This window comes from Neisseria sp. P0021.S007, from assembly GCF_051956855.1.
The window spans coordinates 1-441 of the sequence record NZ_JBQCXA010001735.1 but is presented as its reverse complement, the minus strand read 5'-3'; the positions used below and the strand labels follow the sequence as shown (position 1 = coordinate 441).

The window sequence follows — 441 nt, the reverse complement described above, 5'->3', positions numbered from 1 at the left end:
ACATACCAGCGCTTTGCCGTGTTTTTGGCGCAAGGTTTCCAATCTCAAGGCCGTCTGAACCAAATCGTTTTCAGACGGCGTTACCATATCCAGTAAAGGCCGAGCGCGATATGCTCCCTGATAGCTAAAGCAGGGATATTCGGCGCATACATCCCATACGACAGGCAAATGGTTTGAAATCCCTCAAACGCTGCCAATTACTACATCATTGCGGACTGGTGCCGTTTTCGCTTTACCGCGTAACCAATACGCCATGTTTAGCCGTACGCTCCCCAGATAAGGCCATAGTCACACCGTCGCTGCCCCCGATAATTTACCGTTAGCCTGTTTTTGGACTATGTTTGCATTTCCAGTCAACTAGGCAAAGGATACCATCAGTAAAGACGCAATAATCCATATCAACCACAGCCACAACCCGACCAACACCGCAGGCCAAGAAGT

General features: G+C 49.2%; 1 pseudogene. It reads right to left on the bottom strand.

Going from position 1 to position 441, the window contains the following annotated elements:
- A pseudogene (locus ACTHUR_RS21190) lies at window positions 1-441 on the bottom strand (phosphatase PAP2/dual specificity phosphatase family protein); the annotation flags it as partial.